This is a genomic window from Pelomonas candidula, from assembly GCF_043555985.1.
Taxonomy (GTDB): Bacteria; Pseudomonadota; Gammaproteobacteria; order Burkholderiales; family Burkholderiaceae_C; genus Pelomonas; species Pelomonas candidula.
On record NZ_JBIGIC010000003.1, the window covers coordinates 366630 to 388393 of the forward strand.

Genomic DNA, 21764 nt, shown 5'->3' on the forward strand with positions numbered 1-21764 from the left:
AGTTTAGGGGCGGCGACAATGCCCGGGTGAGCCTGCCCAACAAGTTATCCCTCTTCGTATCCTGCCCCGGTGGCGTCGAACCGCTGCTGGAAGAGGAACTCAAACGTTTCCTGCCGCCCGGCGTGCGCAGCAAGGTCGAAGCCTTGCGCGGTGGCTGCGGCCTGATCGGCACGGCCGAGGACGTGCTGCGCATCAACCTCGAAAGCCGCCTCGCGCAGCGCGTGCTGGTCGAGCTGATCGAAGGCCCGTACCGTCACGAGGAAGACCTCTATTCGCTGGCCCGCCGCGTCGACTGGCGCGACTGGATCACGCCGCGCCACACCATCCGTGTCGACACCGTCGCCCAGCGCTCGCCGCTAAAGAGCCTGAACTTCACGACGCTGCGCATCAAGGACGCCATCTGCGACCAGCTGCGCGAGCACACCGGCGAGCGCCCCAGCGTGGACACGCACTCGCCCGACCTGCCCGTGCTGCTGCACGTCGGCCCCGAGCGCGCGGCCATCTACGTGGACACCTCCGGCGAGCCGCTGTTCAAGCGCGGCTGGCGTGTCGACAAGGGTGACGCGCCGCTGAAGGAAACGCTCGCCGCTGCGATGCTGGCCGCCGCCGGCTGGCGCGGCACGGCCGAAACAGGGGGCGCGCTGCACGACCCCTGCTGCGGCTCCGGCACCATCCCCATCGAGGCCGCGCTGATCGCCTGCGACTCCGCCCCCGGCCTGCTGCGCCGTTTCGCGTTCGAGCGGCAGATCGCGTTTTCCACGCCTGCCCTGAAAGCGGTTTGGGGCGAGATGGCCCAGGCCGCCCGCGCGCGCATCCACCCGCCGGCCGTGCCCATCTACGCCAGCGACGTGGCCTTCCGCATGGTCGACTTCGCGCGCCGCAACGCCGAGCGCGCGGGCGTCGCGCAGTACATCCAGTTCAATGGCGGTGACGCACTGGAGCGCCCCGCACCGCAGCTGCCGGACGGCATGCCTGGCGCCATCGTCATGAACCCGCCCTACGGCGAGCGCATCGAGGTGCGAGGCAAGGCGGCGATGACGCGCGACGCAGGCGGCAGCGAGGAAAGGGATGCGGGCGACGACTTCTTCCCGCGTCTGGCCGCTCACTGGAAGCGCCAGTACACCGAGAACCCCGCCGGCTGGACGGCCTGGATGCTCAGCCCCGACATGAAGCTGCCGAGCAAGATGCGGCTGAAGGAAACCCGTCGCGTGCCGATGTGGAACGGCCCCATCGAATGCCGGCTGTTCCGCTTCGACCTCGTCAAGGGCTCGGCCCGCAAGCCCGCCGCGGACGGCGATGCAGCGTGAGCTGATCGCCGCCGCGCTGGCAATCGCCGCCGTCGCCGCCCACGCAGACTGTCGCGTGGTGTTCGGCCAGGGACGCAACCTGCGGCAGCTGGGCGGCCCGGACTGGGACGACATCAACCAGCGCTTCAACACCGCCGTCGTCGACGCGCTCGACGGCCACGACCAGCAGCATGCCTATCCGCTGACGATGGCCAGCGCGCAGACCGACGTGCAGGCCATCGGCCGCACGCTGCTGAAGCAGGCTGACCAGCAGGGCTGCCGCACGCTGGTCGAGACGGCGGTGTTCACCGACGACCAGGGCACGCTGGTGCTGCGCCTGCGTGCCTACCCGCTGCTGCCTGAGATCGGCGACGGCGGCGCCGTCGTGGGCCTGCGCTTTGGCACACCGTCGTTTGTCACGCAACGCGAACTGCCGCCGGCCGCCGTGCTGCGCATGAAGACCGAGGAACTGGCCGCGCGCATGGCGGCCGAATACCTTCAGCGCGACGCGCGCTGACCGATGGCCAGCCAGGCCAGCGCCGCCGCGCACAGCGCGATGGGCACGAGGCTGGCCCAGTTCATCCACCGCCAGCCGCCGGTCGTGACCAACGCCCCGGACGAGAACGACGTCAGCGTCATCGTCGCGTAGACGCCCGTGTCCATCAGCCCCTGCGCGCGCGTCTTCTCCTCGGGCCGGTAGGCCTGCGTGAACAGCGTCGTGCCGCCGATGTAGAGGAAGTTCCAGCCAACGCCCAGCAGGAACAGCGCGCCGAGGAAGTGATCCAGGTCCTGCCCCGACAGCGCGAACATGACGCAGCCGAGGTTCAGCAGCACGCCCGTCGCCATCACCGGCAACACGCCCACGCGGCGGATCAGCGGCCCGGTGAAGAAGCTCGGCACGAACATGCCCAGCACATGCCACTGCAGCACAAGGCCCGCGTCGCCGAATGGCAGGCCGCACTGCCCCATCGCGATCGGCGTGGCGGACATCAACAGACTCATGACGCCGTAACCAAGCGCACTCGCCGCCAGCGCGACGAGGAAGACGGGCTGGCGCACCAGCTCGCGGGTCGAACGGCCTCCGGCGCCGGGCGCCGGCCGGGTCAGCGGCGGGAAGTCGATCAGCGAGATCAGCACCAGCCCCATCAGCGCAACGCCGATCAACAGCAGGTAGGCGCCCGCGAACGGCGCCACCAGCAGGTCCCTGCTCTCGCGCGCCAGCGTCGGGCCAATAAAGGCGCCCAGACAGCCGCCGCCCAGCACCCACGAGATGGCCGCCTCGCGCTTGCCCGGCGCGACGATCTCGGTTGCCGCGAAACGGTAGAGCGCCGCGTTGGCACTGTAGTAGCCACCCACCAGCGTCGCCGTGACGACGCCCCAGAACTGCTGGTGCGTCACGCTCCACAGCGCCAGCGAGCTGCTGGCGATGCCGACGAGCAGGCCGATCTGGAAGCCGCGCCGACGCCCGAAGCGCAGCTGATGACGCCCCACCAGGCGCGCCATCAGCGCGCCGCCGCCGACGTAGGCGCAGATCGGCAGCGTCGCCATCCACGGCACGGGCGCCAGCGCGAGACCGACGAGGCCATTGATGGCCACGAGGCAGATGTTGTTGGTGAGAAAGAGGCCCTGCGCGAGGACCAGCAGCGCGAGCTTGCGGTTCAAGACAGCGCCAGCCAGGACAGCACGGCCAGCGGTGCCGTGTCGGCTCGCAGCACGCGGGGCCCCAGCGAGACGGCCGAGAAGCCGCGCGCACGCGCAGCGTCCTCTTCGGCGTCGCTCAAGCCACCTTCGGGACCGCTGAGGAACAGCGCGCGTCGCTGCGGGAACGCCGCCAACGGCGACGCCGCCCGCGGGCTCAGCAGCCCGCGCCATTCGTCGTCGACGGGCGCCGGCAACGCCGCCAGCCAGGCCGCCAGCAGCAGCACCGGCTCGACGCGCAGCGGCACCGTGCGTCCGCTCTGCTCGGCCGCCGCGATGGCAACGCCCTGCCAGTGCGAGCGCTTCTTGTCGGCACGCTCGCCCGACAGGCGCAGCACCGATCGTTCGCCCACCAGCGGCTGCAGCGCCGCGGCGCCCAGCTCGGTGGCCTTCTCGACGAGAAAGTCCATGCGGTCGTTGGCCGGCATGACGACGGCCAGCGTCACCGCACGTGAAAGTTCACGTTGAGGCTGTTCGGCCGCGAGCAGATCCACCCGCACCTCGCTGCGCCCCATCGCCGTGACCTCGGCCTGCCATTCGGGGCCGCTGCCGTCGAACAGCGTCAGCTCGTCGCCCGGCTGCAGCCGCAGCACCTGCACATGGCGCGCAGCTCCCGCCGGCAAAGAAATCTCGCCAGGCTGGACCAACGGGGTGTCAACAAAGAATCGAGGCAAGGCCGTAGTGCCTTTTTCGGGCCGAGCGCCGGGCTGCTCCCAAGCAGGCCCGTCTGGCGATGTGCGAGCGGGGCACGCCCCGCGAGCATCGTCGTCCCCTCGGGGGATCGGTCAGGCCTGCCCGCGTTCAGCGGCGCAGGACTGGACGAGGGGTCAACTATTTAGCGGCGATCTGCGCGTCCAGCTCCTTGCAGGACGGCGAGCACACGGGCTGGGATTTGCCGAGCAGCTTCTTGGACTTCAGCATCGCGCGGGGGCGATGCTTGCCGCAGAGGAAGCACGACATCGTTGCTGCGCCGAAAGAGGAGGTCGCCGCGAAGGGCGAGCCCGGGGCTTTGGAGCGGTAGCGCAGACCATCCGCTTCGATGGTGGTCTTGGTGGTTTCTTTGGCCACGCTGGTCCTGTCGAAGAGTTGTAAGAGGTAGCGCCAGACAGGCGCACGGGCCCTGTATTTTCCACCATGTCGGAAAGACCCGGCCTAGGGCTTTCAACACCCCTTGAAATGAGCCGGCCTTTTTGCCGCCCAGGCGGCCTGTCCTTCGAGCAAATCCTGCGAGTCGCGCGCTCTCAGGATGTCGGCCGCAAGCTGCTGCTCATCGACCCGCCCCGCGGCGATGGCGTTCAGGTGCTGCTTCATCGGCAGCAATGACAGCGGTGCCATGGCCAGCAGTTCGGTCGTCAGCGCCGCGAGCGCGGCGTCCAGCGTGTCGACGTCGGGCAGCAGCTGGTCCAGATAGCCCCGGGCCAGCAGCGCCGCCGCGTCCAGCGTGCGGCCTGCCAGCAGCACCTGCTTGGCCGTCGCGAGCCCCAGCCGCTCGACGAAGCGGCGCAACCCGCCGGCGTAGAAATGCAGGCCCACACGCGCCGCCGGGATGAACAGCTCCACGGCCGGCGCGCCCAGGCGGAAGTCGCAGGCCAGCGCCAGGTCGGCCGCGCCGCCGTAGACACCGCCGTGCAGCCGCGCCACGGTGATGGGCCGGGCCGCCTCCAGCGCATCAGCCAGTTCGCCGAAGCGCGCGCCGGCGTCCACGGCAACCAGTGCGCCCAGGTCGAAGCCGCTGCAGAAATGCCGCCCCTCGCCAGCCAGCACCAGCACACGCACGGCGTCGTTCGCATTCACGTCTGCGATGAAGCCGCGCAGCGTGGCGAGGTCGTCCACCGTCAGGCGGTTGGCCTGGCGCGGCCGGCGCAGCGTGATGCGGGCGACACCGGCGGCCACCTCCAGCGATGGAGCGTAGCCGCTCACGCGCGCCGCCTCGCCACGCGGTTGTGCCAGGCGTAGCCGTCGTTCAGCCGAGCGAAGGTCGCACCCCGCTCCGCCTCGGCCAACTCACGCAGCGCCTGGGACTGGGTGGGGCGCAGCCGGGCATCCTGATGCAGCACGATCTCGGCGATCAGCGCCCAGTCCACCGCCAGTTCGGCCGGCCACAGCAGAGCGTCGGGCGGCAGCTGGGCCTGCAACTGATGCAGCGCGCCGAAAGCCGTCTCCGCGGCGACCAGGGCGGCCAGCTCCGGCCAGCGCCCCAGCAGCGGCGCGTCCAGCCGTTGCGGCGACCACAGCGCGCACAGCCACTGCGGCGCGTGGTTCTCGACGACGGGGCCGCGGGTCGCCTGCACGACTTCGGCGCTCGCGCCACGTACGCGCCGCACCAGCGCCGTCCAGGAGTTCGGCTGCCACCCGGCCAGCAGCCGCGCATCCCCCTGGGCCGGCCGCGCCGGCAGTTGCACCTGGGGGATGTCGTTGAGCGGCGGCGGCGGGGGCACCTGGGGCAGCTCGATGTCCTCGACGTCCTGCATCGCGTAGCCGCGCGCCTGCAGGCGGGCCTTCTTGACCTCGTCCAGCGTTGCGCGGCCGGCGGCCAGCAGCCGGCCCACGTCCAGATCCAGCGGCGCCGGCGCGGGCGCTCGCCAGCCGTCGAGGACATGCGCGGGATCGAAGTCGTCAGGGGTGGACATGCCGGTGCGGAGTTACGCGATTGTGACGACGACGTAAGCTCGCCCCCTTGCCTCCGCCCCCCTAATCACCATGCCGATGTTCACCCGCCGCCACCTGCTGGGCCTGGCCCTGGCTGCCGCCCTCTCTGCCTGCTCGACGACACCGCCGCCCGCAGCCGCACCCCAGCCGCCTCGGCCCAAGCTCATCGTCCTCGTCGCCATCGACGGTCTGCCGATCCGCCAGGTGACCGGCTACCGCGACCAGCTCGCACCGGACGGCTTCGCCCGCTTCCTGGATCACGGCCGCTGGTTCTCCGACGCGCACTACGAGCACGGCCACACGGTCACGGCGGCTGGCCACTCGATCATGCTGAGCGGCGCCTACCCGCAGCGCAGCGGCATCATCAGCAACGAGTGGCGCGACCCGGCCACCGGCGCGCCGGTCTACAACACCGGCGACGCGGACTACACCTACCTCGACAACCCGACGAAACCGCTGTCAGGCACCAGCCCGCGCAACCTCAAGGTCGAGACGCTGGGCGACGTGCTGCGCACGCGCTCGCCGGCATCCAAGGTCATCGGCATCTCCGGCAAGGACCGCGGCGCCATCCTGCCGGCCGGCCACAAGGGCACCGCCTACATGTACATGGGCGAGACCGGGCAGTTCTCGTCCAGCACCTACTACATGGCCGCGCTGCCGCAGTGGGTCAAGGACTTCAACGCCGCCAAGCCCGCCGACGCCTTCTTCAAGAAGACCTGGGCGCCGCTGTTGCCCGAATCTGCCTACGCCCGCTCGGCGCCGGACGGCCAGCCCTGGTACCTCGCCAGCGGCAACGGCAACCGCCTGCCCGCCATCGTCGGCGACAAGATGGACGCGCCCACGCCGCGCTTCTACGAAAACCTGCTGGCCTCGCCGTTCGGCGACGAGCTGACGCTGGCCTTCGCCCGCGCCGCCGTAAAGAACGAACAGCTGGGCCAGCGCGGCGTGCAAGACATCCTGTCGGTGAGCCTGTCCAGCCACGACTACGTCAACCACGCCTTCGGCCCCGAGTCGCGGCTGTCGCACGACCACCTGTTGCACCTGGACCGCCATCTGCAGGCCTTCTTCCAGTTCCTCGACCAGGAAGTGGGCGCCGGCAATTACGTGCTGGCACTGACGGCCGACCATGGCTTCACCGACTCGCCGGAGTGGTCCGCCAGCAAGGGCCTCGATGCCGGCCGGTTCGCCTCGGCGCCGTCGCTGGCCATCGTCAACACCGCGCTGGCCGCCAGGTTCGGCGTCGACAAGCTGGCCTGGGGCTTCTCCGCCGCCGGCCTGCTGCTCAACGAGCAGCTCGCCGCCGAGAAGGGCCTGAACTTCGCCGACGTGCAGGCAGCGGCCCGCGAGGAGCTGCTGAAGCTGCCGGGCGTGGCCGCCGTCTTCACGCGCGAGCAACTGCTGGGCAACGACACGACGACGCCCTACCTGGAGGCCATGCGCAAGTCCTTCGACCCGACGCGCGCCGCCCAGCTGCAGATCGTGCTGAAACCTAACTGGATTCAAAGCTACCGCCCCACCGGCAGCAGCCACGGCAGCCCCTACGAAGTCGACAACCACGTGCCCTTGTTGTTCTGGGGTCCGGGCTATGTCGGCCAGGGCGAAGTGAAGACGCGCGTGCAGATGGCCGACCTCGCGCCCACGCTCGCCGGCATCGCCGGGCTGCCCGCGCCCGCGCAGGCGCAGGGCAAGGATCTCCAGCTCAGGCCCTGAGCAGCAGTTCCGTCGCCGATTCGCCCCACTGCGCCTCGGTCAGGCTCAAGGCCCCAAGGCGCTCGCACAGCGCTGCCGCCTGGGCCGGGCCGGTGGACGGCAACATCAGCAGCAGCCGGCCATCGGCCAGCAGCGCGCAGCCGTCCTCGCCGCGGATGCGCGCCAGCAGTGCCTGGGCATCGGCTCCGGGCGACGTCGTCGCAACGCACAGCGGCCAGGCGCGGGAGTCGCTGAGCAGCGACTGCAGCAACGCCAGCCCTGCCTGGGTCGACAGCAACTGCCCCGATGGCGGCCGCGGCCGGCTCAGGGCACTGATGTCGACGCCCGTGCAGACGCAGCCGCCGTCGGGCGTGGGCTGCTCCACCCACCAGAGCCGGCGGCCATCCTGCCAGGCCTGCTCGTAGCCCCCGCGCACCTCGCGCTGGCGGCGCAAGGGCGGATCGACCGGCCCGATACCGGCATCCCATGCCGCGTCCGCGATCTCGGCCCGCGTCGCCGGCTCGCCGTTGCCCAGGCCCCAGGCGGCGCGATAGGCGGCGTTGGCCTGCACCAGACGGCCATCGGCGTCGAACAGGGCCAGCATCAGCGGGCCGTCGGCCAGCGTCTGCCACCAGAGGTCACTTGGTTTCACCCTGGCGATTGGAACTCACCTGCGGTGGATTTCCCCCGAGCCGCTGACGCTTTGACGCAACTGCGGCCGGCCGGCGTAGCTCAGGTCGCCCGAACCACTCAACTTGGCGTCCAGTTGCTCGGTGACGCCCAGCGCCACATCGCCCGAGCCATGCAGCTCGACGCGCGCCGTGCGGCCGGCCAGCGCGCCGGCGTCGACATCCCCCGAACCGCTGATCTTCCAGCTCTGCTGCTCGGCGCGGCCAGCCACGCGCACGTCACCGGAGCCGCTGATGTCGACGTTCAGCTCTTTCAGCTCAACCTGGCCCAGTTGCACGTCGCCCGAGCCGACGACGCTCAACGCCAGGCTGTCGCCCTTGAAGCGCTCCACCGACAGGTCGCCGGAGCCCTGGATGGCCACGGCCTGCAGCGCGCGAGCATCGACCCGCACCATCGGTGCCGAGCGGGTCGTGAAGCCGGCATCGCGCTTGAGGCGCACGAACAGCGTGTCGCCCTCCACCACCGTCTCGACCAGCGGCTCGATGTTGTCGTCAGCGGCGACAATGGCTTGGTCACTGCCCGCCTGGGCCAGCCGCACATCGACGGGCCCGTCGACGCGCAGCTTCGTGAACGCCGCCAGCGCGCGCTGCTTCTCGACGCGGACACCCGATCCCTTGACGCGGTTGCGGCCGCTGCCGTACTCCATCGGGCCGCTGAAATGGGCCGTCCAGCCGTCCGCATCCTTGCGGATGCGCAGGCGCCAGTCGTTGTCGCCGGCCAGGGCGGCGCTGGAAGCGAGGGTGGCGGTCAGGATCAGCAGGGCAAGGCGGTTCATCAGGGACTCCCGGTTTGGCGATGCGGCGGCAGTGTGGCCAACAGGCCCCAGGCTTGCCCGCGCCAGGCGACGGACTGCAGATCCGCGGGCATGGGCCGTAGGATGGGCCGATCTGCCAGGAGACGCGCATGAAGTGGGAAGGCCAGCGTGAAAGCGACAACGTCGAGGACGCCCGGGGCGGCGGGGGCGGCCTGCCCATCGGCGGCCGCGGGCTGGGCCTGGGCGGCATCGTCATCGCGCTGATCGCGTCCTGGGTGCTGGGCATCAATCCGTTGACGCTGCTGGGCGCGCTTCAGGGCGGCGGTGGTGGCGGCACACCCGCCGTACAGGCGCCGGCCGGCGATTCGCACGCCCAGGACCCGGCCTACCGCTTCGTCAAGGTCGTGCTGGCCGACACCGAGGACGTCTGGGGCGCCTATTTCCAGCAGCGCGGCCAGACCTACCCCCGCCCCAAGCTGACCGTCTTCCGCGGCCGCATCGCCACTGCCTGCGGCAGCGGGGAGTCCGCCATGGGCCCGTTCTACTGCCCGGGTGACCACAAGGTCTACATCGACCTGGGCTTCTATGACACGCTGCGCGAACGCCTCGGCGCCCCGGGCGATTTCGCCCAGGCCTACGTCATCGCCCACGAAGTGGGCCATCACCTGCAGAACCTGATGGGCACGACCGGAAAGCTCGACCAGGCGCGCGGCCGCGTCTCCGAGCGCGAGGCCAACGCGATGAGCGTCCGGCTGGAGCTGCAGGCCGACTGCTACGCCGGCGTCTGGGCCACGCTGTCGCAGCGCGGCAAGGGCTGGCTCGAAGCCGGCGACATCGAGGAGGCGCTGAACGCCGCCAGCCAGATCGGCGACGACACGCTGCAAAAGCGCGCCCGCGGCACCGTCGTGCCCGAAAGCTTCACCCACGGCAGCAGTGCCCAGCGGGTGCGCTGGTTCAAGCGCGGCCTGGAGGCCGGCGACCTGAAGGCGTGTGACACCTTTTCGTCAACCGCCCTCTGAAGCGCCAAATTCCCCTACAAACCGCCCACCCAATCGAGGGGGCGGGGGATGACCCTCTCCGGGCTTTGTGTGAAACACTTCCATCCAAATCACCGACCCCTCCACTAGGATCGGCCCCTTTCCAGAGCAGCGCAAAAAAGCCAATCCACGAGGCCCACTGTCATGAGCGAACGCCAACTCCACGACCCCCAGCCGACGCCGCAGGCGCCGGCCCCCGTCGACGCGTCCGCCGGCGAACTGGCCTCGGCACGCCGCCGCCGCTTCATCAAGGCCGGCGCCGGCATCGTTCCCGTGGCGCTGACGCTGAGCAGCCGCCCGGTGCTGGCCACCACGCAAGGCAAGTGCTTCTCGGCCTCGGCCTGGGGTTCCATCCAGAACCTGGTGGGCACCAACGCCAGCCAGTACACGCGCAAGGCCACCAACGCGCCGACGGTGAACTGCTACACGCTGACCGAATGGTGCGCCACCAGCTACGGCAACCCGACCTGCGCCGGCTGGAAGGTCTCGTCCATCAGCTGCGCGAACCTGAGCCTGTCGACCGTCAAGGCCTACACCGTCGCCAAGGCCTGCGGCAGTTCCGGTGGCACGGCCGGCGTGGCCGGCACCAGCTCCGTCTGGACCATGCTGACCGGCACGACCTGCTCCTCCGCGCAGAAGGCGATGCTGGTGGCCTGGCTGAACTTCCGCATCAGCACCGCGACCAGCACGGACGTCTGCGTCATCGACAGCTTCTCGACCAACCAGCTGACGACGCTGGGCAACATCGTGGCGGCCGGCGGCGGCACGGGACCTGATGGCAAGACGTGGACGCCGACCGACGTCCAGAACTACCTGCAGAACAACTACATCGGCCGCCTGAGCTGAGCCGCATGCGCCGGTACACCGAGGACGCGCGGCTTCAAACCCAGCTCTGATCGGCGCTGCGCCGCAGATGCAGGCCCCTTTGTGGATCATCCATCGCTCGGCCGATATTTCCTGGCGTGACTGGGACGGCCTGGGCGCGGTCTACAACGACGCTTCCGGCGATACCCACCTGGTCGACGCCCTGTCCATCGAATTCCTGGAACTGCTGCGCGGGCAGCCGTTGTCCGTTGCGCAGCTGGTCGAGCAACTGGCCGACGCCATCCCCGACCAGATGGACGTCGAGACGGCGACCGCCTTTTTCGACCGGCAGCTGCGCTCGCTGAGGGATCTGGGGCTCGTCGAGCAGATCGTCGCGCCGGCATGAAAGTCCGTGACCTGGCCCTGGGCGACCTGCGCCGACGCCTGGCCCGCGGCGAGCTGGTGCTGAAGGTGCCCCCCTTCGTCGCCCGCCTGCGCTCCGACGTCGACCGCGTGGCCGAGGACTTGGCGCTGCTTTACTCGGACTTCGAGCTCGGCACGCCTGAGGACTTTGCGGACTTCCACCTGGAAGTGCGTCGCGAGGGCGGCCTGCGCCGCTGGGTCAAGCCCATGGCGCGCTTCTTCGCCGACGGCGAGCCGGCCTTCAGCCAGTTGCCCGCGGAGCAGGGCTTCCACATGATCGAGTGGGGCCTGAACTGGGCCGTGAGCACGATGGCCCACCCCTACCTGTCCTACCACGCCGCCGCGCTGGAGCGCGACGGCCGGGCCCTGGTCATGCCCGCGCCGCCCGGCTCGGGCAAGAGCACGCTGACCGCGGCGCTGGCGCACCGCGGCTGGCGGCTGATGACGGACGAGATCACGCTGTACGACCTGGCATCCGGCCAGGTCAGCGGCATGGGGCGGCCCGTCAATCTGAAGAACACCTCCGTCGAGCTGATCCGCCAGTTCGCGCCTCAGGCCGAGCTGACGCGCCCCGTACCGGACACCGCCAGGGGCACGCTCGCACTGATGAAGGCGCCGGCGGACAGCGTGGCCCGCATCATGGAGCCGGCCCGGCCGGCCTGGATCGTCATGCCCCGCTACAAGGCCGGCGCCGCGCCGGTGCTGAACGACGTCCCCAAGGCCCGCATGCTGCTGCTGCTGGCGGAGCAGGCATTCAACTACGACCTCCACGGCCGCGGCGGCTTCGAGGCCACGGCCGACCTCGTCGACCGCTGTGCCTGCCTGGACTTCGAGTACTCGACGCTGGACAACGCCGTGCAGCGCATCGATCAACTGGCGGAGCAGGCATGACGGACCGGTCCGCGCCGTTGCTGCTGCGCGTGCTGCTGGCGCCGACGTCAGCACTGGCGCTGCGCCCGCTGGAGTGGGACCTGCTGCTGCGCCAGGCTCGCCGGGGCGTGCTGCTGGCCCGGCTGGCCGTCACGCTGAAGCCCTGGCTGGAGCAGGTTCCGCCCGGCCCGCGACACCACCTCCACGCCGCGCTCATGACGGCCGAGCGCCAGGCCAAGCTGACCCACTGGGAGGTGAGTCGCATCCAGGCCGCACTGCAGCCGCTGGGCGTCGAGCCAATACTGCTCAAGGGCACGGCCTACCTGATGGCCGGGCTGCCGGCCAGCCAGGGCCGTGTCTTCGGGGACATCGACATCCTCGTGCCCAAGGCGCGCATCGCCGACATCGAAGCGGCGCTGTTCGAGCACGGCTGGCGCTTCCAGGACGACCTCGACGCCTACGACGAGCGCTACTACCGCGAGTGGATGCACGAGATCCCACCGCTGACGCACGAGCAGCGCGGCAGCAGCCTGGACGTCCACCACACCATCCTGCCGCCGTCGGCGCGCATCAAGGTCGACACGGCGGCGCTGTTCGAGGACGCACGCGAGCTACCCGACAAGCCGGGCGTGCGCGTGCTGGCACCGGTGACCATGGTGCTGCACAGCGCTGCCCACCTGTTCCACGAGGGCGAGCTCGAGAAGGGCCTGCGCGACCTGTTCGACCTTGACGCCCTGCTGCGCGACTTCGGCCGCGATCCGGACTTCTGGGCCCGCCTGGTGCCGCGCGCCCGCGCACTGGGGCTGAGCCGGCCGCTGTTCCTCGCGCTGCGCTACACAGCGCGCTGGCTGGGCACCCCCGTGCCGGGCGACGTCGTGCAGGCGGCTGCGGCCGACGCGCCGGCTGTCCAAGGCTTGATGGATGCCTGCTACGACCGCGCGCTGATGCCCGACCACCTCAGTTGCGACAGCGCCCTCACCGGCAGCGCCCGGCTGGCGCTGTACGTGCGCTCTCACTGGCTGCGCATGCCCACCGGACTGCTGCTGCTGCACCTGGCCCGCAAGGCCTGGATGCGGATGCAGCCCGCGAAGGAAGCGCCGGCCGAGGCCTGACAGCGGCTGTGAGCCGCCCAAGCCCTCCTCGGTGATCCGCGAGTTCCCCCCCGCCGACTGGTGCACGCTGGGCAACGCCAGCGCCGGCATGGGCGCGCTGATCCAGTTGGTGCTGCCGTTCGGGCTGTCCGGCTCGTTGACGGTGAGCCGGGTCCGGATTCCCAGGCTTCAGGCAGTCCGGCGCGACAACCAGCTCAGCGGCGAGTCCTGCGGGGCGACGCGCCCGGACTGCGACTCCAGGAAGTCACTGGGCGGCTGCTGGCGATATTCGCTGATGTCGCCGCCATCCAGGCAGGCGTCCAGGCCAAATGCAGTGCCCAGGTCGGCCGGGTCCGGCTCGCTGCGAACGGCAGCGCCACGGCGGAAAAAACGCAGCGCTGGAACGAATCGCATGGCGAACCTCTTTGTCTCTGCATCTGTAGCTGACAACCTCATCAGCTTGTGCGCTCAGTGTGAGCGATGCATATGACAAGTGAACGCCGCAACTGTCAGTAAATATTGCCTCTGCTGGGATTTCCACACGTTCAGGGTGGGTCGACGCCCCGTAGACAGCGTTTTCCGTTGCCGATTCGCATCACGGCCTAACGTTGCAAGTTTGCAAAAGCCCGACAACTCCCTAGCTCCATCGGTCCAAATTGCTGCGGATGCGCTTAAGCTGCGCGCCTTCCTAGAAGTTCGGGCTTTCCCTTATGACCTCAGCAGCACTGAAATGGATCGCCAACGGCATGATCGGCCTCGTCGTGGCCGGCACGCTGTGGATGGCGCATGCGGTGCAGCCCGGCAGCCCGGGCGCAGTGATGGTGGCGCAGGCGGCTCCCCTGCCGGCCGAGGGCGCGTCCGCCCCCGTGCGTCGCTGATCAACCCAGCGCCTTTCGGGCACCTTCGGCCAACGCCAGGCCGATCTGATCCAGCAGCGCGCCACGCGCCTGCAACTGCCATTGGTGCCAGTAGAGCGCCACATCGACCCCCACCTCCGGCCGCAATATCGCCAGTTGCCCCACCTCCACGAGAGGCCGCACCTGGATCTCGGGCGCCACCCCCACACCCCACCCCATCACCGCGGCAGCCACGTAGGCCTCGCTGGACGGCACGAAGCGTTCACGCAGGCGCGGCGCGCGCACGCCAAAAGCCTGTGCAATCCACTGCTGCTGGCTGTCATCCTTGCGGTTGAAGACGAGGAACGGCGTATCGGCGAAGTTGCCGGCGTGCAGTCCGTCCGGCAGCTGTGCCGCCAGGAATCCCGGGCTGGCCACCGCCACGTAGCGCATGACACCCAGCGCCTGCACGCGGCAGCCCTGCAGCGCCTCGGCCACGGTCGACACGCAGCCCAGCACGGCGCCCTGGCGCAGGCTGTCGTGCGTGAAGTCCTGGTCGTCGACGACGATCTCCAGCCCGTAGCCTTCGCGCAACCCCCGCTGCACCAGCGCATCCAGCGCCGGCAGCACCCAGGTCGCCAGGCTGTCCGCGTTGACGGCAATGGCCAGGCGCGACTGCGGCGCGACGCGCTCGCCGAGTTCGCGCGCCACGTCCACGCGCAGCGCCTGCAACTGGCGGGCGAAGCGCAGCAGCACCTTGCCCGCCTCGGTCAGCCGCAGCGGGCGTGAGCGCACGACCAGCGGCTGGCCGACCTGGCTCTCCAGCGAGCGCAGCCGCTGCGACACGGCGCTCTGTGTGATCGACAGGCGCTGGGCCGCACGCTCGAAGCCCTGTTCGTCGGCCAGCGCGGCCAGGCAGTCCAGCGCGGCGGGGTCGAAGTCGTTCATAAGACTGACTAATGTATGACGAAGAATATGAATCCTTCTTCTTGAACGGAAGGCGACTGCCGAGAATCGCCGGATGCCCGCCGCCACGCTCGCCACCAGCACCGCGCCCGCCGTCTTCGCGCAGGGCTGGGCGATGGGGGCCGGCCTCATCCTGGCCATCGGTGCGCAGAACGCGCTGGTGCTGCGCCAGGGCCTGCGGCGCGAGCACGTGGGCGCCGTCGTCGCGGTCTGCACGCTGTCGGACTGGCTGCTGATCGCGCTGGGCGTGTTCGGCCTGGGCGCGCTGATCCAGGGCAGCCCGCTGCTGCTGGAGGTGTTCCGCTTCGGCGGCGCGGCCTTCCTGCTGGGCTACGCGCTGCTGGCCGCCAAGCGCGCGTGGCGGCCGGCCGCCGGTCTGAGCGCCGCCGGCACGGCGAGCAGCCTGGGCGCGACGCTGTCGGCCGCCTTCGCCTTCACCTACCTGAATCCCCACGTCTACCTGGACACCGTCGTGCTGCTGGGCGGCCTGGGCGCGCGCCAGCCGCCGGAGCTGCGCGCGGCCTTCGCGCTGGGCGCCGGCGTGGCGTCGGCGATGTGGTTCAGCCTGCTGGGCTTCGGCGCCGCCGCAGCCGCACCGAAGCTGCAAAGTGCCAACACCTGGCGCGTCATCGATGCACTCGTTGCTTTGCTGATGACGGGCCTGGGTTTACAACTCCTCCTGCAACCGCTCTAGGCGACACCCTCTCATGAAGATCGTTGTTCTCGGCGCCGGCATCATCGGCATCGCCACCGCCTGGTACCTGCTGGACGAAGGCCACGAGGTCGTCGTCGTCGATCGCCAGCCGGACGCTGCGCTGGAGACCAGCTTCGCTAATGGCGCGCAGATCTCGGTCAGTTTCTGCGAGCCCTGGGCCAATGCCGGCGCGCCGTTCAAGGTGGCCAAGTGGCTGCTGCGCGACGACTCGCCGCTGCTGTTCCGCCCCCGGCTGGACCCCAACCAGTGGCGCTGGGGCCTGGCCTTCCTGATGCAGTGCACGAACGCCGCGTTCGAGCGCAATGTCGAGGAGCTGGTGCAGCTGGGCCGCTACTCGCACGAGTCGCTGAAGGCGCTGGTGGCGAGCACGGGGATCGAATACGAGCGGCTGGAGCGCGGCATCCTGCACTTCTTCTCCAGCCAGGCCGACTACGACAACGGCGCCAGCGGCGCCGAGATCATGCGCCGCCACGGCGTGGACCGCCGCGTGCTGACCCGCGACGAGGTGCTCAAGGTGGAGCCGGCGCTGGCGGGCTTCGGCGCGCATGTCTACGGCGGCACCTACACGCCCAGCGACGAGAGCGGCGATGCCAAGGTCTTCACGCAGAAGCTCGCCCAGCTGTGCGCGGCGCGCGGTGCGCAGTTCCTGTACGAGCACGACATCCTGGGCCTGCAGCGCGTTGGCGACGGCATAGAAGCCGTGCGGATCGCCGACGTGCGCAGCGGCGAGCGCAAGACCTTGAAGGCCGACGCCTTCGTCGCCGCGATGGGCTCGTACACGCCCGCGCTGGTACAGCCGCTGGGCGAGCACCTGAACATCTACCCGGCCAAGGGCTATTCGGCCACGCTGCGGCTGAAGCGGCCCGAGGCGGCCAGCGTAGTCAGCCTGCTGGACGACAGCCGCAAGATCGCGATCTCGCGCCTGGGCGACCACATCCGCATCGCCGGCACGGCAGAGCTGTCCGGCTTCGACCTGAACCTCACGTCACCCACGGCCCGCGTGCGCTGCGCGGCGCTCGTCAAGCGCTACGAGGAGCTCTTCCCGGGTGTAGCCGACACGAGCGAGCCGAACTTCTGGACCGGCCTGCGCCCGAGCACGCCGACCAACATCCCCTACATCGGCCGCAGCACGAAGGCTCGCAACCTGTGGCTCAACGCCGGCCACGGCACGCTGGGCTGGACGCACGGTGCCGGCTCGGGCCGGGCGATGGCCGAGCTGATCGCGGGCCGCAGGCCGGCCATGCAGTTCGGCTTCTACGGCAGCGTCTGATCAAAGCGTCTTCAGCAGCGCCTCGACTTCCTTCTGCTGCGGGAACTTCGAGCCCAGCTTGGCCAGGCTCTGCAGTTCCGTCTTGGCCCCGGCCTTGTCGCCGGACTGCAGCAGGATCTGCGCGAGGTTGAGCCGGTAGCTGGGTTGGTCGGGCTGGTCGCCGATCAGTTGGCGCTGCTGGCTGATGGCCTTGCTGAAATCCTTCTCGTTGGCCAGCACGGTGGCGTAGGTGTCGCGCAGTGCGCCGTCATCGGGGTTGAGCTTGAGGCCGCGCTCGGCCAGCTCGCGCGCCCCCGGCTTGCCGGCCTTGCTGCGCAGCCAGGCGACGTTGTTGATCAGCGGGATGGCATCGGGGCTGCGCTTGAGCAGAGCCTCGTAACGGGCCAGCGCGCCCTCCGTGTCGCCGCGTGCCAGCGTCAGGTCGGCTGTAGCGGTCATGAAGGTCATGTCCTGCGGGTGCGCCGCCTGCCACTGGCTCTCGAAGGCCAGTGCCTCGTCGCGCTTCTTGGCGTTCAGCAGCACGGCGAACAGGCGCACCGCGGCGTCACCCGGTTCCGGCAGCGCGCTGGCCTTGCGCAGCAACGCAATGGCGGCGTCGTTGTGCTGGCGGCTCAGCTCGACATCGGCCTCGGTGACCAGTGCGAAGGCCTCGCGCGGGTACTTCTTCTGGCGTTCGTGCAGCGCAGCGATGGCCTCGTCGGCACGCCCCTGGCGCACGGTCAGCTGGATCAGCAGGCGCTGGGCCACGAGCGAGCCCGGTTCGGCCTCCAGCGCGCGCTTGACCTCGCGCTCGGCGCCCGCGTAGTCCTTCTCGATGACCCGCAGCTGCGCCAGGCCCAGCCACCCGAAAGCACGCGTGGGCGCCAGCGACGTCAGCCGCGTGTAGGTCTTGCCGGCCTGGGCCTTGTCGCCGCTGGCGAGTTGGGTGCGCGCCAGGCGCTCCAGCAGGTCGGGGTTGAGCGGCTGGGCGGCCGAGGCTTCCTGCGCGGCCTGCGCGGCGGCGGCGGTGTTGCCCAGGCGCAGCTGGTGGTCGATCAACGCCAGGCGCAGGCCCACCTCGTTGGGCTCCTCGCGCACGGCGGTGGACAGCACCTCGGTCACGCGCGCCATCGGTGCCCGCGTCTGCACCAGCAGTTCGGCCAGGGCCAGGCGGGCCTGGGGTGAATGCGCCTGGCTGGCGATGAAGGCCTCCAGCCGCTTGATGGCCGCGTCGCTATGCTGCGCCTGCAGGTCGATGGCCACGAGGCCCAGCACGGCCGGCAGGTAGCCGGCATCGGTCTTGAGCGCGGCGTCGAAGGCGGCCTGCGCGGCGGCCGTGTCCTTGCGCACGAGCTGGATGCGCCCACGCAGCCCGTTCGGGATCGGGCTGTCCTTCATCTTGGGCGCCAGCTTGTCGATGGCGGCCAGCGCACCGGTCAGGTCCTGCCGGCGCATCAGCGTGTTGACGACCATCAGGTCATAGCTGCTGCCGCTGTCCTTGGCGGCGAGCTCGCGCAGCTGGTTCAGCGCCGCGTCGGCCTTGGCACGGCCGGCAGCGCCGGGCGCCGCGGTGTCGCGGGCGATGGCGGTCAGCGCCAGCGCGGCCTGGGTCTTGGCATCGTCGGGACGCAGCTTGGCGGCGGCGCCGAAGTACTGGTCGGCCCCCTCGAAATTGCCCTGCATCAGCTGCGCCTTGCCGGCCAGCAGCAGCGTCTCGGCGTCGGCCTTGCCGCTCTCCAGCACCGGGCGCAGCGTCTCCAGCGTCTTGGCCGGCGCGCGGGTCTGCAGCTGCAACGAGGCGAACTGGCGGCGCAGGCCGGCGTCCTCGGGCGCGAGCTTGACGGCCTGGTTCAGCAGGTTCTCGGCGTCGGCCAGCTCGCCCAGCTGCTGGTGGGCCCCCGCGGCCAGACGCAGCAGCGGCAGGTAGCTGGGCATGACCTTGAGCAGCGGCAGCGCCAGCTCCTTGGCCTTGGCGGCGTCGTTGCGGGCCAGCGCCAGTTGCGCCTGCAGGAAGCGGCCCTGCGGCTTCTTGGCCAGCGCCGGCGGCATGCCGTCGATGAGCTTGGCAGCCGCGTCGAGCTGCTGGCGCCCGAAGGCCAGGCGCACCAGCAGCGAGCGGGCTTCGTAGTTGCCCGGGTCCAGGTCCAGCACCCGGGCCAGCAGCGGTTCGGCTTCATCGACCTTGCCGCGCGCCAGCAGCACCTCGGCCTTGAGCTGCAACGCCTTGTAGGCCTTGGGCGAGCGCTGCAGCAGTTCGTCCAGCGCGGCCAGGGCTTCGTCGGGGAAGCCGCCGGCCAGCTTGGTGCGGGCGTTGGCGATGACGGCACCTTCGGAGTCCGGCGCCAGCTGCAGGGCCCGCGCGGCGGCCACCTTGGCCAGCGGCAGGTTGCCTTCGACGAGGAAGGCCTGCGTCAGGTGCTGCTGCAACGTCGACATGGCCTGCGGATCGGCCAGGCTCTGATCGGCGAACTCGCCGATGACCTTGCGCGACTGGCCCGAGTTCAGCAGCGTCTGCGCCAGCAGCGGCACCAGCTCGTCGCGCGGCGCGCCCTTCTCCAGCGCGCGGCGCAGCTCGATCTCGGCGCCGGCCAGGTCGCCGGACTCCAGCAGCATCTTGCCGAGTAGATGGCGGCCCTGGGCGCTCTCGGGGTTCTTCTGGAGCAGGTTCTTCAGCTCGATGATGGCGCCCGCCGCGTCCTTCTGCTCGATGCGTTTCTGCGCGGCGGCGAGCATGTCCTGCTCGGAGCGTTGGCTGCAGGCGGCCAGGGCGGCAGCCAGAAGGATCGGGGCGAAATAGCGCGTCTTCATCGTGTCTCCGGAAACAGGCGCGCGATTGTGTTCCTAGAATGCCCCGCCCTTCTCAGGGCTGGCCACCAGGCCGGCCAGATGACACGAAACGCGCCATGAATGCCGCACCTGCTTTTTGCGCCATCGACTTCGGCACGTCGAATTCCGCCGTCGCAGTCCCCGACACCGCCTCGGCCATGCGCCTGGTCGAGCTGGAACCGGGCCAGCGCACCATGCCCACCGCCGTCTTCTACTTCGCCGAGGGCCGGCACGACGCCGACGGTCCGCCGCGCGCCTTCGGCCGCGCCGCCGTGGCCGCCTACATCGAGGGCCACGACGGCCGGCTGATGCGCTCGATGAAGAGCATCCTCGGCTCGCCGCTGATCGACCAGACCACCGACGTCGGCGGAGGCCGCGGCGCCAAGTACTCGGACATCGTCTCGGGCTACCTGAAGCGCCTGCGCCGCCTGGCCGGCGAGCCGACACGCGCCGTGCTGGGCAGGCCGGTGTTCTTCGTCGACGGCGAGCCCGAGCGCGACGCCACGGCCCAGGCCCAGCTCGAAGCCTGCGCCCGCGCGGTGGGATTCCACGAAGTGCACTTCCAGTACGAACCCATCGCCGCGGCGTTCGATTTCGAGCAGCAGGCCATCCGCGAAGGCAAGGGCGAGCAGATCGTGCTGGTGGCCGACATCGGCGGCGGCACGAGCGACTTCTCCATCGTGCGCGTCGGCCCCGAACGTGTGCAACGGCTGGCGCGCCGCGACGACATCCTCGCCAGCCACGGCGTGCACATCGCCGGCACCGACTTCGACCGCCACATCGAGCTGGCCGGCCTGCTGCAGGAGTTCGGCTACCGCGCGACGGGCCCGACCGGACGCGAAGTCCCCAGCGGCATCTACTTCGACCTCGCCACCTGGCACCTCATCAACACCTGCTACTCGCCGCTGCGCGTGGCCGAGTGGCGCGGCATGAAGAGCTGGTTCAACGACGTGCGCCAGCACGCGCGGCTGATGACGGTGCTGGAAGACCGCCTGGGCCATGAGCTGGCAGCGCGCGCCGAGGGCGCCAAGATCGCCATCTCCGGCGGCGCCGACACGACGGTGGACCTGAGCCACGTCGAGCTCGGCCTCGTGCTGCCGCTGAGCGAGAAAACCGCCGTCGACGCGCTGCGCGCTGACCTGGACCGCATCATCTCGACCGCCCACGAGACCGTCGCGCTGGCCGGCCTGAAGGTCGAACAGATCGACGCGCTCTACTTCACCGGCGGCTCGACCGGGCTGCGGCTGCTGGTGGACGGCATGGCCGCCGGCTTCCCCGGCGCGGCACGCGTCACCGGCGACCGGTTTGCCTCGGTCGCGACCGGCCTGGGCTTGCACGCCCAGCGCCTGTTTGCGCCGGCGCATTGACGCCCCCGCGGCCGGGCTCGCCCGGCCTGCCTCCCGAGGGAGCGCGGGCATCCTGGGAGCGGCCCGGCGATGCCCGGAGCGGCCGTGACACGTCAGCCAGCATCAGCACCGCGCTGACCAGGCCTTCCACGGCCTCCTCCAGGTCGGCCGGCGGCTCCAGCGACTCGATCTCCTCCAGCAGCGCGTCGGCGTCCTCGAGGTCGTCGGGGTCCAGGTGCAGGTAGATCGCGGCCAGCGGCTCCAGCAGCGGCTCCTCGGGCAGGCGCATCAGCGCCGGGTGCGCGTCCAGCGCGTGGGCGAAGCCGGCCACCCAGGGCAGCACGGTCTCGCTGGGGTCGGCATCGTCATCGAGCTCGAAGATCCACGGGTCGAACCACTGCCGGCCGGCGATGGCGACGTTGAGCTCCTTGTGGCGGCGGCGCAGCAGTGCCAGCAGCTCGTCATCGACGCGCTGCGGCGTCGGCCTTCCCTCGCTGTCCAGGATGGGCGGCAGCCACGCGCCCAGCGGCACGGCCTCGGGCTGCAGCAGCACGCCGCAGAGGTAGCCGTCCAGCATGCTGACGTCCAGCGGCTCCAGCGGCGCAGGCAGCGCATCCAGCAGCGCCTGCAGGCGGTCGAGGTCGTCTTCGGAGAGGGCTTCGGGGGCGTGGTTCATCGTCGAATTATCGATAAGGTGTCGTGAATAGTGCCCGCCTGCAAGGCGGACTGCCGCCTACATTGGTGGTCCCAACGACGCCCTCTCACTCGAGGGCTTGAAGACCCGGCAGCCCGCTGACCGGGTCTTTTTTTATGTATCTCCCGGGCTTGCCGTGAA

The 21764-nt window shown here is 70.3% G+C and carries 23 protein-coding genes; 12 read left to right on the forward strand and 11 right to left on the reverse strand.

Annotation, left to right across the window (positions count from 1 at the left end; genetic code table 11):
• Window positions 1-26 precede the first annotated feature (26 nt).
• Together ACG04R_RS07920 and ACG04R_RS07925 are read left to right on the forward strand one after the other, a co-directional pair.
• A complete protein-coding gene (locus tag ACG04R_RS07920) occupies window positions 27-1307 on the forward strand; it encodes a THUMP domain-containing class I SAM-dependent RNA methyltransferase (RefSeq protein ID WP_394407802.1) in 1281 nt (426 codons plus the stop codon).
• A complete protein-coding gene (locus ACG04R_RS07925; protein ID WP_394407804.1) occupies window positions 1297-1803 on the forward strand; it encodes a hypothetical protein in 507 nt (168 codons plus the stop codon). Before ACG04R_RS07920 ends, ACG04R_RS07925 begins: the two co-directional genes overlap by 11 nt.
• Here the strand turns inward: ACG04R_RS07925 and ACG04R_RS07930 are convergent.
• From ACG04R_RS07930 to ACG04R_RS07950, 5 genes are all read right to left on the reverse strand, one after another.
• On the reverse strand, window positions 1785-2948 hold the full coding sequence (locus tag ACG04R_RS07930; RefSeq protein WP_394407806.1) for an MFS transporter: 1164 nt from the start codon (window positions 2946-2948) through the stop codon (window positions 1785-1787). The genes ACG04R_RS07925 and ACG04R_RS07930 overlap by 19 nt on opposite strands.
• Complete coding sequence (locus ACG04R_RS07935) at window positions 2945-3658, reverse strand: 16S rRNA (uracil(1498)-N(3))-methyltransferase (RefSeq protein ID WP_394407808.1); 714 nt, start codon at window positions 3656-3658, stop codon at window positions 2945-2947. Before ACG04R_RS07935 ends, ACG04R_RS07930 begins: the two co-directional genes overlap by 4 nt.
• A 157-nt stretch (window positions 3659-3815) precedes the next feature.
• Complete coding sequence (locus ACG04R_RS07940; protein ID WP_056266878.1) at window positions 3816-4052, reverse strand: hypothetical protein; 237 nt, start codon at window positions 4050-4052, stop codon at window positions 3816-3818.
• 93 nt (window positions 4053-4145) lie between these two features.
• A complete protein-coding gene (locus tag ACG04R_RS07945) occupies window positions 4146-4904 on the reverse strand; it encodes an enoyl-CoA hydratase/isomerase family protein (RefSeq protein WP_394407810.1) in 759 nt (252 codons plus the stop codon).
• On the reverse strand, window positions 4901-5614 hold the full coding sequence (locus tag ACG04R_RS07950; protein ID WP_394407812.1) for a hypothetical protein: 714 nt from the start codon (window positions 5612-5614) through the stop codon (window positions 4901-4903). Before ACG04R_RS07950 ends, ACG04R_RS07945 begins: the two co-directional genes overlap by 4 nt.
• Window positions 5615-5684: 70 nt before the next feature.
• Here ACG04R_RS07950 and ACG04R_RS07955 point away from each other — a divergent pair, with 70 nt between their 5' ends.
• Window positions 5685-7343, forward strand: coding sequence for an alkaline phosphatase family protein (locus ACG04R_RS07955; RefSeq protein WP_394407814.1), 1659 nt, complete (start codon window positions 5685-5687; stop codon window positions 7341-7343).
• On the opposite strand, the gene ACG04R_RS07960 is transcribed toward ACG04R_RS07955, so the two are convergent.
• On the reverse strand, window positions 7333-7974 hold the full coding sequence (locus tag ACG04R_RS07960) for a hypothetical protein (RefSeq protein ID WP_394407816.1): 642 nt from the start codon (window positions 7972-7974) through the stop codon (window positions 7333-7335). The genes ACG04R_RS07955 and ACG04R_RS07960 overlap by 11 nt on opposite strands.
• A 15-nt stretch (window positions 7975-7989) precedes the next feature.
• Window positions 7990-8787, reverse strand: coding sequence for a head GIN domain-containing protein (locus ACG04R_RS07965; RefSeq protein ID WP_394407818.1), 798 nt, complete (start codon window positions 8785-8787; stop codon window positions 7990-7992).
• Window positions 8788-8915: 128 nt separating this feature from the next.
• On the opposite strand from ACG04R_RS07965, the gene ypfJ reads away from it, so the two are divergent.
• From ypfJ to ACG04R_RS07990, 5 genes are all read left to right on the forward strand, one after another.
• The gene (gene ypfJ / locus ACG04R_RS07970; protein ID WP_394407820.1) at window positions 8916-9785 is read left to right on the forward strand and encodes a KPN_02809 family neutral zinc metallopeptidase; all 870 of its coding nucleotides are present in this window, start codon (window positions 8916-8918) and stop codon (window positions 9783-9785) included.
• A gap of 162 nt (window positions 9786-9947) precedes the next feature.
• A complete protein-coding gene (locus ACG04R_RS07975; protein WP_394407821.1) occupies window positions 9948-10649 on the forward strand; it encodes a hypothetical protein in 702 nt (233 codons plus the stop codon).
• A gap of 67 nt (window positions 10650-10716) precedes the next feature.
• Window positions 10717-11013, forward strand: a complete 297-nt coding sequence (locus tag ACG04R_RS07980; RefSeq protein WP_394407823.1) for an HPr-rel-A system PqqD family peptide chaperone — start codon at window positions 10717-10719, stop codon at window positions 11011-11013.
• On the forward strand, window positions 11010-11921 hold the full coding sequence (locus ACG04R_RS07985) for an HprK-related kinase A (RefSeq protein WP_394407825.1): 912 nt from the start codon (window positions 11010-11012) through the stop codon (window positions 11919-11921). The genes ACG04R_RS07980 and ACG04R_RS07985 overlap by 4 nt, the downstream gene beginning before the upstream one ends.
• Window positions 11918-13012 (forward strand): nucleotidyltransferase domain-containing protein, encoded by a 1095-nt coding sequence (locus ACG04R_RS07990; protein WP_394407827.1) that lies wholly within the window; start codon window positions 11918-11920, stop codon window positions 13010-13012. Before ACG04R_RS07985 ends, ACG04R_RS07990 begins: the two co-directional genes overlap by 4 nt.
• 168 nt (window positions 13013-13180) lie before the next feature.
• Here ACG04R_RS07990 and ACG04R_RS07995 read toward each other — a convergent pair whose 3' ends face one another.
• Window positions 13181-13405: a hypothetical protein gene (locus ACG04R_RS07995; RefSeq protein ID WP_394407829.1), complete on the reverse strand. Its 225-nt coding sequence runs from the start codon at window positions 13403-13405 to the stop codon at window positions 13181-13183.
• Between the two features lie 296 nt (window positions 13406-13701).
• Here ACG04R_RS07995 and ACG04R_RS08000 point away from each other — a divergent pair, with 296 nt between their 5' ends.
• Complete coding sequence (locus tag ACG04R_RS08000) at window positions 13702-13869, forward strand: hypothetical protein (RefSeq protein ID WP_394407831.1); 168 nt, start codon at window positions 13702-13704, stop codon at window positions 13867-13869.
• On the opposite strand, the gene ACG04R_RS08005 is transcribed toward ACG04R_RS08000, so the two are convergent.
• Complete coding sequence (locus ACG04R_RS08005) at window positions 13870-14775, reverse strand: LysR family transcriptional regulator ArgP (RefSeq protein ID WP_394407833.1); 906 nt, start codon at window positions 14773-14775, stop codon at window positions 13870-13872.
• Window positions 14776-14848: 73 nt separating this feature from the next.
• Between ACG04R_RS08005 and ACG04R_RS08010 the strand changes: the two genes are divergently transcribed.
• Window positions 14849-15487, forward strand: a complete 639-nt coding sequence (locus ACG04R_RS08010) for a LysE/ArgO family amino acid transporter (protein WP_394407835.1) — start codon at window positions 14849-14851, stop codon at window positions 15485-15487.
• A gap of 13 nt (window positions 15488-15500) precedes the next feature.
• The gene (locus ACG04R_RS08015) at window positions 15501-16778 is read left to right on the forward strand and encodes a D-amino acid dehydrogenase (protein ID WP_394407837.1); all 1278 of its coding nucleotides are present in this window, start codon (window positions 15501-15503) and stop codon (window positions 16776-16778) included.
• On the opposite strand, the gene prsT is transcribed toward ACG04R_RS08015, so the two are convergent.
• The gene (gene prsT / locus ACG04R_RS08020; RefSeq protein ID WP_394407839.1) at window positions 16779-19565 is read right to left on the reverse strand and encodes an XrtA/PEP-CTERM system TPR-repeat protein PrsT; all 2787 of its coding nucleotides are present in this window, start codon (window positions 19563-19565) and stop codon (window positions 16779-16781) included.
• Window positions 19566-19660: 95 nt separating this feature from the next.
• Here prsT and ACG04R_RS08025 point away from each other — a divergent pair, with 95 nt between their 5' ends.
• Window positions 19661-20950 (forward strand): Hsp70 family protein, encoded by a 1290-nt coding sequence (locus ACG04R_RS08025; RefSeq protein ID WP_394407841.1) that lies wholly within the window; start codon window positions 19661-19663, stop codon window positions 20948-20950.
• Here ACG04R_RS08025 and ACG04R_RS08030 read toward each other — a convergent pair.
• Window positions 20874-21605, reverse strand: a complete 732-nt coding sequence (locus tag ACG04R_RS08030; RefSeq protein ID WP_394407843.1) for a YecA/YgfB family protein — start codon at window positions 21603-21605, stop codon at window positions 20874-20876. The genes ACG04R_RS08025 and ACG04R_RS08030 overlap by 77 nt on opposite strands.
• Window positions 21606-21764 lie beyond the last annotated feature (159 nt).

What these genes read in the sequence shown, in the direction of transcription:
- ACG04R_RS07925 (WP_394407804.1), top strand. Translation starts at nt 1,297, where the DNA reads ATGCAGCGTGAGCTGATCGCCGCCGCGCTGGCAATCGCCGCCGTCGCC.
- ACG04R_RS07950 (WP_394407812.1), bottom strand. Translation starts at nt 5,614, where the DNA reads ATGTCCACCCCTGACGACTTCGATCCCGCGCATGTCCTCGACGGCTGG.
- ACG04R_RS07955 (WP_394407814.1), top strand. Translation starts at nt 5,685, where the DNA reads ATGCCGATGTTCACCCGCCGCCACCTGCTGGGCCTGGCCCTGGCTGCC.
- ACG04R_RS07965 (WP_394407818.1), bottom strand. Translation starts at nt 8,787, where the DNA reads ATGAACCGCCTTGCCCTGCTGATCCTGACCGCCACCCTCGCTTCCAGC.
- ypfJ (WP_394407820.1), top strand. Translation starts at nt 8,916, where the DNA reads ATGAAGTGGGAAGGCCAGCGTGAAAGCGACAACGTCGAGGACGCCCGG.
- ACG04R_RS07975 (WP_394407821.1), top strand. Translation starts at nt 9,948, where the DNA reads ATGAGCGAACGCCAACTCCACGACCCCCAGCCGACGCCGCAGGCGCCG.
- ACG04R_RS07980 (WP_394407823.1), top strand. Translation starts at nt 10,717, where the DNA reads ATGCAGGCCCCTTTGTGGATCATCCATCGCTCGGCCGATATTTCCTGG.
- ACG04R_RS07985 (WP_394407825.1), top strand. Translation starts at nt 11,010, where the DNA reads ATGAAAGTCCGTGACCTGGCCCTGGGCGACCTGCGCCGACGCCTGGCC.
- ACG04R_RS07990 (WP_394407827.1), top strand. Translation starts at nt 11,918, where the DNA reads ATGACGGACCGGTCCGCGCCGTTGCTGCTGCGCGTGCTGCTGGCGCCG.
- ACG04R_RS07995 (WP_394407829.1), bottom strand. Translation starts at nt 13,405, where the DNA reads ATGCGATTCGTTCCAGCGCTGCGTTTTTTCCGCCGTGGCGCTGCCGTT.
- ACG04R_RS08000 (WP_394407831.1), top strand. Translation starts at nt 13,702, where the DNA reads ATGACCTCAGCAGCACTGAAATGGATCGCCAACGGCATGATCGGCCTC.
- ACG04R_RS08005 (WP_394407833.1), bottom strand. Translation starts at nt 14,775, where the DNA reads ATGAACGACTTCGACCCCGCCGCGCTGGACTGCCTGGCCGCGCTGGCC.
- ACG04R_RS08010 (WP_394407835.1), top strand. Translation starts at nt 14,849, where the DNA reads ATGCCCGCCGCCACGCTCGCCACCAGCACCGCGCCCGCCGTCTTCGCG.
- ACG04R_RS08015 (WP_394407837.1), top strand. Translation starts at nt 15,501, where the DNA reads ATGAAGATCGTTGTTCTCGGCGCCGGCATCATCGGCATCGCCACCGCC.
- prsT (WP_394407839.1), bottom strand. Translation starts at nt 19,565, where the DNA reads ATGAAGACGCGCTATTTCGCCCCGATCCTTCTGGCTGCCGCCCTGGCC.
- ACG04R_RS08025 (WP_394407841.1), top strand. Translation starts at nt 19,661, where the DNA reads ATGAATGCCGCACCTGCTTTTTGCGCCATCGACTTCGGCACGTCGAAT.
- ACG04R_RS08030 (WP_394407843.1), bottom strand. Translation starts at nt 21,605, where the DNA reads ATGAACCACGCCCCCGAAGCCCTCTCCGAAGACGACCTCGACCGCCTG.